The organism is Plantactinospora sp. BC1, from assembly GCF_003030345.1.
GTDB lineage: Bacteria > Actinomycetota > Actinomycetes > Mycobacteriales > Micromonosporaceae > Plantactinospora.
Genome location: NZ_CP028158.1, coordinates 2224526 through 2234473, shown reverse-complemented (window position 1 = coordinate 2234473; position 9948 = coordinate 2224526). Strand labels below are relative to the sequence as shown.

5 protein-coding genes and 1 pseudogene are annotated in these 9948 nt (G+C 70.7%); all 6 read left to right on the top strand.

Annotation, left to right across the window (positions count from 1 at the left end; translation table 11 throughout):
• Nucleotides 1-2: 2 nt before the first annotated feature.
• A pseudogene (locus C6361_RS36925) lies at nucleotides 3-2936 on the top strand (amino acid adenylation domain-containing protein); the annotation flags it as partial.
• 216 nt (nucleotides 2937-3152) lie between these two features.
• Complete coding sequence (locus C6361_RS39170) at nucleotides 3153-4100, top strand: ornithine carbamoyltransferase (RefSeq protein ID WP_107270847.1); 948 nt, start codon at nucleotides 3153-3155, stop codon at nucleotides 4098-4100.
• Nucleotides 4097-5563 (top strand): MFS transporter, encoded by a 1467-nt coding sequence (locus C6361_RS09395; protein WP_159079264.1) that lies wholly within the window; start codon nucleotides 4097-4099, stop codon nucleotides 5561-5563. Before C6361_RS39170 ends, C6361_RS09395 begins: the two co-directional genes overlap by 4 nt.
• Before the next feature lie 111 nt (nucleotides 5564-5674).
• Complete coding sequence (locus C6361_RS09390; RefSeq protein ID WP_107267499.1) at nucleotides 5675-6616, top strand: TauD/TfdA family dioxygenase; 942 nt, start codon at nucleotides 5675-5677, stop codon at nucleotides 6614-6616.
• A 76-nt stretch (nucleotides 6617-6692) separates the two neighbouring features.
• Complete coding sequence (locus C6361_RS09385; protein ID WP_234359428.1) at nucleotides 6693-7613, top strand: TauD/TfdA family dioxygenase; 921 nt, start codon at nucleotides 6693-6695, stop codon at nucleotides 7611-7613.
• 533 nt (nucleotides 7614-8146) lie between these two features.
• Nucleotides 8147-9943, top strand: a complete 1797-nt coding sequence (locus tag C6361_RS09380; protein WP_107267497.1) for a fatty acyl-AMP ligase — start codon at nucleotides 8147-8149, stop codon at nucleotides 9941-9943.
• The last annotated feature ends 5 nt before the right edge of the window (nucleotides 9944-9948 follow it).

Below are 9948 nucleotides of genomic sequence, written 5' to 3'. Positions count from 1 at the left end.
AGATGAGTCGATCGGTGCACCACATTGTCGAGGCGCAGGCCGCGGCCACCCCGAAGTCGGTGGCGGTGGTCCAGGGCGGCGAGCGGGTCCGGTACGCCGAACTCGACGCGCTGGCGAACCGGTACGCCCAGCACCTGCGGGCGGTCGGGGTCGGGCCGGAGTCGGTGGTCGGGGTGCTGCTGGGGCGGGAGCCGTCCCTGGTGGCCTGGCTGCTGGCGGTCTGGAAGGCCGGTGCGGCGTACGTGCCGCTGGACCCGGAGCTGCCGGCGGAACGGCTGGGCTACATGCTGGAGACCGCCGGCGCGGAACTGGTGGTGAGCGAGTCGAGGCTGGTCGGCCGGCTGGACGGGGTCTACGCCGGCCGGCACGTCCTCGCCGACCGGGACGAGAACGTGATCGAGTCCCGGCCGGCGGAGCCGGTGCCCCGCCGCGACGACCAGCACCAGCTGGCGTACATCATCTTCACCTCCGGCTCGACCGGGCGGCCGAAGGGCGTGCAGATCTCGCACCGGGCGCTGCTGAACCTGCTCTTCTCGATGCGCCGGCTGCTGGACGCCGGCACCGACGACGTCTGGCTCGCCGCCACCTCGCTCTCCTTCGACATCTCCGGGCTGGAGCTGTATCTCCCGCTGGTCACCGGCGGCCGGCTGGTGCTGGCCGACGACGACGAGGTGGGAGACAGTCCGGAGCTGCTCAGCCTGCTCGACCGCTATCCGGTGACGCACGTCCAGGCGACGCCGTCGGGCTGGAAGCTGCTGCTGGACGCGGGTTTCGGGCAACGGCCGGTGGTCGCGCTGGTCGGCGGCGAGGCGCTGCCGCCGGCGCTCGCCGGTGACCTGCGCGGCCGGGTGAAGCGACTGGTCAACGTGTACGGTCCGACCGAGACCGCGATCTGGTCGACGAGTTGGGACGTGCCCGGGGACGTCGAGGTGGTGCCGATCGGCCGGCCGATCGCGAACACCCGGACGTACGTGCTGGACCGGGACTTCCAGCCGGTCGCGGTCGGCGTCGTCGGCGAGCTGTACATCGCCGGTGACGGCGTCGCCCGGGGGTACGTCAACCGCCCCGAGCTGACCGCCGAGAAGTTCCTGCCGGAGCCGTTCGGCAAGGCGGCCGGGACCCGGATGTACCGCACCGGTGACCTGGTCCGGTACGGGCCGGACGGGAACCTGGAGTTCCTGGGTCGGGCGGACCACCAGGTGAAGATCCGGGGGCACCGGATCGAGCTGCCCGAGATCGAGGAGCGGCTGCTCGCCCACCCGGACGTCCGCAACGGGGTGGTGGTGGCCCGGGAGGACCAGGGCGGCGAGAAGTGGCTCGCCGGCTACGTCGTACCGGTGGACGGCCGGCCGATCGAGCCGGCCGGGCTGCGTGACTTCCTGGCCGAGGCGCTGCCCGGCTACATGGTGCCGGTCGCGTTCGTCACCCTGGACGCGTTGCCGTTGAACTCGGCCGGCAAGGTGGACCGGCGGGCGCTGCCGGCGCCGGAGCGCACGTCCTTCGGCGGCGAGCGCGAGTTCGTGGCGCCGCGCAACGAGATCGAGCGGCGGATCGCCCGGATCTGCGTGGAGGTGCTCGGCATCGACCGGGTGGGGGTGCACGACAGGTTCTTCGACCTGGGCGCCGACTCGATGCGGATCGTGCAGCTCGTCACCGCCGCCCGGAAGGCCGATCTTCCGGTGTCGTTGCGGATGCTCTACCAGCACGGCAGCGTCGCCGAGCTGGCCGTCGCCCTCGGCGCACCGGCTCCGGCCAGTCTGCTCGTCGAGCCGACCCAGCTGCTGCCCGTCATCACACCGGGCCGGGACAGGGCCGCAGCCCCCGCACCGGAAGCGGTGGCAGCCGCCGCACCGGAAGCGGTGGCAGCCGCCGCACCGGAACCGGTCGCCGCCGCACCGGCAGCGGTCGCCGTCACAGCCGAGCCGGTCACCGCCGGCACCACCGAGCCGGTGCCGGCCACCCGGGTCGAGTCGCGTCCGGTGGGTCGGCTCGCCGCCGGGCCGTCGCCGCTGCCCACCATGGCCGCGCATCAGATACCCGGGGCGAGTGTCGCGCTGGTCCGGGCCGGCCAGGTCGCCGAGGTACGCGGCTACGGCGTACTCGTCGCCGGTGGGGCCGAGCCGGTCACCCCGGAGACCCCGTTCCAGGTCGCCTCGATCAGCAAGCACGTGACCGCGCTCGGCGTACTCCGGCTGGTCGGTCAGGGGCGGCTGGAGCTGGACGCCGACGTGAACCGGTACCTCACCTCGTGGCGGGTGCCGGACGGGCCGGCGCCGGTCACCGTACGGCACCTGCTGGCGAACCTCTCCGGCCTCTCCACCAGCCCGAACACCGGGTACGCCCCGACCGAGCCGATGCCGGACCTGCTCGACGTGTTGCACGGCCGCCCGCCGGCGACCTCCGAGCCGGTCCGGCCCGAACTGGTGCCGGGGGAGTCGTTCCGGAAGACCAACAGCCACTACGCGGTGCTGCAACAGGTGCTGGTCGACCTGACCGGGGAGCCGTTCCCGGAGCTGCTCCGCCGGCTCGTCCTGGCACCGCTGGGCATGACCGACAGCAGTTTCGACCCGGCGTTCCCGGCCGACCCCGCCCGGCGGGTCGCGCTCGGTCACGACGAGCACGGGGTACCCGTACCCGGTGGCTGGCGCAACCGTCCGGCGCTGGCCGCCGGGGGTCTCTGGACGACCGCCGCGGACCTGGCCCGGGTGCTGGTCGAGATCCACCGTGCGCACCTGGGCGGCGGCGAGCTGCTCACCCCGGAACTCGCCGCCGAACTGGTGGCGGTCGCCTCGCCGGGCACCTTCTACGGTCTCGGCACGGTCGTCGACGACACCGCGCCGGACCTGGAGTTCGGGCACCCGGGCGAGACGGTCGGCTACCGGGCGATGACCATGGGCCGGCTCCGCGCCGGTGACGGCTTCGTGGTGCTGACCAACTCCGAGTCCGGCAAGGCGGTGCAGTCGTTCGTCGCCACCGAACTGGCCGGCTGGGTCGAGCGGCCCGGCGGCGCGGCGGCGACGGCGGGTTACGCCGCCGCCGAGGACGGCGAGACCATCCGGGTCGGCGAGCCGGCCGGCCGCGCCGGAACCGAGGCCGACCTGACCCGGGACGCGGCGCCGGCCACCGGTCCGGTGCGGGAGGAGGCGCGGACGGTGCGACACCTGATCTCGATCAACGACCTGACCGACGAGGACCTGCGGTCCATCGTCGCCCGGGGGGTACGGTTCCGGTCCGGGCAGGCCCGGCGGGAGCGGCCGCTCGACGGCGACGTGGTCGGCGTCTACTTCAAGCGGACCTCGACCCGGACCCGGACCGCGTTCTCCAGCGGCGCGCTGCGGCTCGGCGCGCAGATCGTCGCGTACGGGCCGGAGGACCTCCAGCTCAACACCGGCGAGACGCACGCCGACACCGGCCGGGTGATGTCCCGGATGCTCGACGTGCTGGTGGCCCGCACCTCGGGTGACCCGGCGGAGTTGCGGCAACTGGCCGACCAGGACCGGATGTCGGTGGTCAACGCGATGAGCGCCGACGAGCACCCGACCCAGGCGCTGACCGACCTGACCACGATGCTCGACCACTTCGGACGGATCGACGGGCTGCGGGTGCTCTACGTCGGCGAGGGCAACAACAGTGCCGCCGCGCTGGCCTTGGCCCTGACCCGGTACGCCGGCACCCACCTGGAGCTGCGTACCCCGCCGGGGTACGGGCTGACCGAGGAGATCAGGGCGACCGCCTCGGCGCAGGCGGCCCGGGGTACGGCGACGATCCGCGAGCGGCACGACATGGCGGAGCTGCCCGGCGGTTTCGACGTCGTCTACACCACCCGCTGGCAGACCACCGGCACCAGCAAGCCCGACCCGAACTGGCGGGAGATCTTCGCGCCGTTCCAGGTCGACGCCGGGCTCTGGGTCGGCAGCCCGGACGCGGTCTTCATGCACGACCTGCCGGCGCACCGGGGCGAGGAGGTCACCGCCGAGGTGCTGGACGGCCCGGCGAGCATCGCCTTCGAGCAGGCGGAGAACAAGATGCACAGCGCGATGGCGGTGTTGGAGTGGTGCCGCCGTGGCCCGGTCGACGGGCCGCCGGGGTCCGGATCGTGAGCATCGTGGAGGAGCCCGCCCCGCCATCCGGCGGGGCGGCGCCGCGTGGTGCCCCGCCGCCACCTCCCGGTGAACCTCCGGCGCCGGCCGAACCAGGCCCGCCGAGTGTCCCGCTGCGCCGCAACCGGGACTTCCTGCTGCTCTGGGTCGGGGCGGCCGGCACCCTGATCGGGGCCCGGATCACCTCGATCGCGTACCCGATGCTGGTGCTCTGGTACACCGGCTCGGCCGGGAACGCGGGCCTGGTCGGCGCCGCGGCGCTGCTGCCACATTTGCTGGTCCAGCTGCCGGCGGGTGCGTTCGTCGACCGCTGGGACCGCCGCCGGATGATGATCTTCTGTGATCTGGGCTGTCTCGTCGCCACCGGCAGCGTGGCCCTGGCCGTGCTGCTCGACCGGATCTGGGTGCCTCAGCTCATGGTCGTGGCGTTCGTGCAGACCAGCCTGAGCGTCTTCTACCAGCTCGGCGAGCGGGCCGCCGTCCGGCAGCTCGTCCCGGCCGATCAGCTGTCGACCGCGCTGACCCAGAACGAGGCCCGGGGCCGCGCGGCGGTGCTGATCGGCCAGCCGGTCGGCGGGGTGCTCTTCACGGCGGCCAAGTGGGCGCCGTTCCTCTTCACCACGATCGCCCACCTCGGCTCCCTGATCGCGCTGCTGCTGATCCGCAAGCCCTTCCAACAGGCCCGTACGGAGCGACGCGTCACCACGCTGCGCGCCGACATCGCCGAGGGGCTGGCCTGGATGTGGCAACAGCGCTTCCTGCGTACCGTGTTGGGGTTCGTGGCGATCAGCAATGCCGTCTTCCAGGCGCTCACCCTGGCGCTGATGGTCATCATCCGCAACGGCGGCGGTTCGGCCGCCGTGGTCGGCGCGGTGATCGGGGCCAGTGGCATCGGCGGGATGCTCGGCGCGCTGAGCGGCATGTGGTGGCTGCGCCGGGCCACCCTGCGGGCCCTGGTGGTGGGCGGGCTGGCCGCCTGGGCGGTGACGGTGCCGCTGATGGCCTTCACCACCAACCCGGTCCACCTGTCGGTGATCTTCGCCGCCAACAGCTACGTCGGCGGACTCTTCAACGTGGTCGGCATGGTGTACATGGTCCGGATCACCCCGGATCCGATGATGGGTCGGGTCGGCGCGGTGGCCACGCTGCTGGCCTCGGGGTCGAACTTCCTCGGCGCGCTGGGTGGCGGGGTGCTGCTGGCCGGCGCCGGGATCCGGCCGACGGTGCTGTGGCTCAGCGCGGTGATGTCGTCGCTGGTGGTGCTCGCCGTGCTCAGTCCGGCGGTGCGGGGCATCGCCCGGACTCCGGACAACGCCCGGATGGTCCGCCGACTCGGCCGGCACGCGGCGCCCGGCCGCAACAACGTGCCTCCGGCGGCCGGTGTCCGGACCGGGAACGGCGCCGCCGGCCCGACCGTTGCCGCAGCTCAGTCGGCCAATGGCCGCAGTATCGAGAAAGTATAGATCTTGCCTGCATCCTTGGACTGGATGACGGCTGTGTCACCGACGCATTACCTTCCGATTCCCGCTACCGGTCTCCACCTTTCGCGGGAGTCCCCTCGAAGGGAGAGTCCGATGGAAGGTCACCAGACCTGGAGACCGATGGAGATCGACCCGGCGGCCGCCGGGGTGGCGGCGAGCCCGCAGGGGCTGGTCGACTACCTCTCGACGACGCCGGACCTGGAGAAGCTGCTGACCGCCGAGAAGGCGCTGGTCTTCCGCGGCTTCCAGGTGACGGAGGAGACGCTCGACCCGGTCATGGACCGGCTGCTGCCCAACCGGCTGGCGTACGTGCACGGCAACTCGCCGCGCACCAAGGTGGGGAAGAACGTCTACACCTCCACCGAGTACCCGCCCGAGTTCACCATCTCGATGCACAACGAGCTGTCGTACGCCCACCAGTGGCCGTCCCGGCTGATGTTCTTCTGCCACACGGCGGCGGAGACCGGTGGCGCCACTCCGGTGGTCGACGCCGCACTCTGGCTGCACTCGCTGGACCCGGAGGTGCGCGCCGCGTACGCCGGTGGGGTGCGCTACACCCAGAACCTGCACGACGGCTTCGGTCTCGGCAAGAGCTGGCAGGACACCTTCGAGACCGCCGACCGGGACGAGGTCGAGGCGTTCCTGAGCAGCACCGAGGCGAAGTGGGAGTGGAAGTCCGACGGTGGGCTGCGAGTCACCCAGGACCGCCCCTCCACCACCCGGCACCCGGTGACCGGGGTCGAGGTGTGGTTCAACCAGTCCGACCAGTGGCACCCGGCGGCGCTCGGTGACGAGACCGCGAAGTCGCTGGCCGAGGTGTTGCCGCCGGACGAGCTTCCGCAGTCGGTCACCTTCGCCGACGGCACTCCGATCCCCGACGACTACGTTATCCAGGTACGCGATCGCGGTCTGGAGAGCGCCGTCGATGTCAACTGGTGCCAGGGCGACGTGTTGCTGATCGACAATGTACTGGTCGGCCACGGCCGGCGTCCGTTCACCGGACGGCGCCGGGTCCTGGTTGCCATGTCCGACTGAGCCGCCGGATCGCCGCGCGGAGTTGTCCAGACCGAAGGGCCGGACCATGACTTCCTCCACTACTGACATCGGAACAATGCCGCACCTGGTCACCCGCGAGTCGGCCGGCGCCGAGATCGGGGAGCTGATCCGGGCCGAGCGTGCCGGCCTGCGGAAGATCCTCAACGAGCGGGGTGCGCTGCTGCTGCGTGGCTTCTCCGTCGGTGGGGTCGACGGCTTCGACGCGGTGGTGCGCGCGCTCTCCGGCCCGCCGCTGACCTATTCGGAGCGCTCCTCGCCGCGGAGCACGATCAAGGGCCAGGTCTACACCTCGACCGATTACCCGCCGGAAGAGGAGATCTTCCTGCACAACGAGAACTCCTACCAGGCGGTGTGGCCGCTGACCCTCTACTTCTACTGCCGACAGGCGCCGGCCACCCGGGGGGCCACCCCGCTGGCCGACATCCGCAAGGTGTACCGGTCGATCGACCCGACCATCCGCGAGGAGTTCGTCCGGCGGGGCTGGATGGTGGTGCGCAACTTCCACGGCTCGTTCGGCACCTCGTGGCAGCAGATCTTCAACACCGACGACCGGGCGGCCGTCACGGAGTACTGCGCGGGCAACGGGATCGAGACCGAATGGCGGGACGGCGGCGGGTTGCGGACCCGGGCGGTCCGCAAGCCGGTGCACACGCACCCGGTCAGCGGCGAGGCGGTGTGGTTCAACCACGCCACGTTCTTCCACGTGACGACGCTGCCGAGGGACGTCCGGGAGGGGGTCCTGGAGATGTTCGACGAGGAGGACCTGCCGACGAACACCTACTACGGTGACGGGGCCCGGATCCCGGACGACGTCATCTCCCACCTGCGCGACTGTTACCGTGCCGCGACCGTACGGTTCGACTGGCAGTACGACGACGTGCTGGTGGTCGACAACATGCTCGCGGCGCACGGCCGCGAGCCGTTCACCGGCCCTCGGCAGATCGCGGTGGCGATGGCGGAGCCGTCGAACGCCTGACCCCAGCCCGACCCAGCGCGAGCGGAAGCCCGCCCTGGCAGCCACCCGGCCGCCAGGGCGGGCTTCTCGCATGCCGTCCCCTATTTCCGACTCCGCCCGGCCTGTTCCGGCTGCGGATCGCCCTGGTTACGGACGAGTATGTGAAACTGTCTTGTCTTCTGGATACGCGGCCGTATCCACACGACGCCCGACTATGTTGTTTGCGTCGGCAAAGAAACGGTGAGTATCCCGGCCGGCCGGGCCAATTGCCCTGGTGGGCGGGACATTGCGGCAATGCAGACAAGGTTACCATTCGGTAGTGAAGGCCCGGACTCGATAAGCGACGGGACGTTATCCCGATGTTTCGCTCGAAGTTCTTATCGCTGTCTCCAACCTGACTTGATTGAATATCGGTGCACCGATATCGTAGGCGGAACCGTCCGTGAGCGTTTGGGAGTACTGGCGTCCGCGGTCGTGGCCGCTGGGAGCCTGTCGCTCATTCGGCGGCCCGCCGTGGTTGGCCACGCTTCCTGTAGCCAACATTTTGGGGGGAAATGCGGGTGGGAATCGTGGGTTTGGTGGAGCGGGTCGCCCGACACGCCGACCAGGATCCGGACCGGGAGGCTGTTGTCCTCCTCCGTTGGGACGAACGTGAAGAACGTTCGGAGTCCTTGAGCTACGGCGAGCTGGACCGGGCTGCCCGGCAGTTGGCCGGCAGACTCCGGGACCGCTGTCGTCCCGGCGATCGCGCACTACTGCTCTATCCGACGGGCCTAGAGTTCGTCAAAAGCATCCTGGGCTGTATGTATGCCGGTGTCGTCCCGGTGCCGGCCCCGCTGCCCGACGGGGACAAGCACCACCTCATGCGGGCCACCGGGATCGCGCTGGACTCCGACCCGAGGATCGTGCTGACCGACAGCGGAAGCCTGGTCACGGTCTCCGACTGGATGAGCCAGGACGGGCTGGACCGGCTGCTCTGCACCGCCACCGACCTCGCCGGGCCGGCTGCCCCGGGTGCCTGGGACGGGCCGACGCACATCGGTTCGAGCACCTTGGCACTGCTGCGCTATACGACCGGGTCCATGAGCGATCCAAAAGGTGTGATGATCAGCCATGAGAACCTGGCGCACAACTTCGAAATGTTCAGGGACGCGTTTTCGCTGACGCCGCAGGACCGTTCCCTCGGTTGGTTGCCACTGCACGACGGCGCCGGTCTGCTCAAAATGCTGCTCGAACCGCTCTATCGCGGCGCCACCACCGTGCTCATGTCGCCCGATGATTTTTTCACCGATCCGTTCCGTTGGTTGAAAGCTATCGACAAATGCGATGTGCGGATCAGTTCCGCGCCCGGTTTCGCCTACCGGATGTGCGCGCGCGGGGTGACCGACGAGCAGGTCAGAGGCTTGGACCTGGCCCGGTGGGAGCACGCCTGCGTCGGCGGGGCGGATCCGATCGAGCCCGAGCCGCTGATCGAATTCGCCGACCGGTTCGCGCCGGCCGGGTTCCGTCGCGAAGCGGTGCGGGTCGGCTATCACATCACCGAGTCGACATTGTTCGTCTCCGGCACCCGACCCGGTCGTCCGCTCGCGGTGGAACGGTTCGATCCGAGCCGGTTGGAACAGAACATCCTGCTGCCGGCGGCGACCGATGCGGCCGCGGCGAGATCGCTTGTCAGTAGCGGCACGGTAAATGGTCTTGACGTCAGGATCGTCGACCCGGACACCACCGCGATACTGCCCGACGGACGGCTCGGCGAGATCTGGATCCGGGGCCGGAGCGTGGCCCGTGGCTACTGGCGGCGCGAGGTGGAGAGCGACCGGGCCTTCGAGGCGACCACCGCCGACGGCGAGGGCGGCTACCTGCGTACCGGTGACCTCGGCGTCTGGGCCGGCGCCGAGCTCTACGTGCTCGGCCGGATGCGCGAGATGCTGGTCATCGGCGGGCGGAGCCTCTATCCGCACGACATGGAGAAGGCGGTCCGCACCTCCGACACCCGGTTCGCCGATCTGACCGGCACCGTCTTCGCGGTGCCGTCGCCCCGACAGGAGATCGTCGTCCTGCACGAGGTCGAGGCGGAGCCGGCCGACCCGGCGACGCTCTCGTCGCTGGCCCGTGGCGTCAAGGACTGGCTCAGCCGGTGCTTCGGGGTACGGGTGGCCAACGTGGCCTTCCTGCGCCCCGGCAAGGTGCGCAAGTCGCCCGGCGGCAAGGTGCAGCGGGCGCTGATGCGGGAGCTGTTCATGGCCGACGCCCTCGACCCGGTCTACGAGGACCTGGACATCGAGACCCGGCGCCGTTACCGCGCGGTCGGCCGGCCGCTCGCGGTGAGCCACGGCAAGGACTTCCGATGACGTCC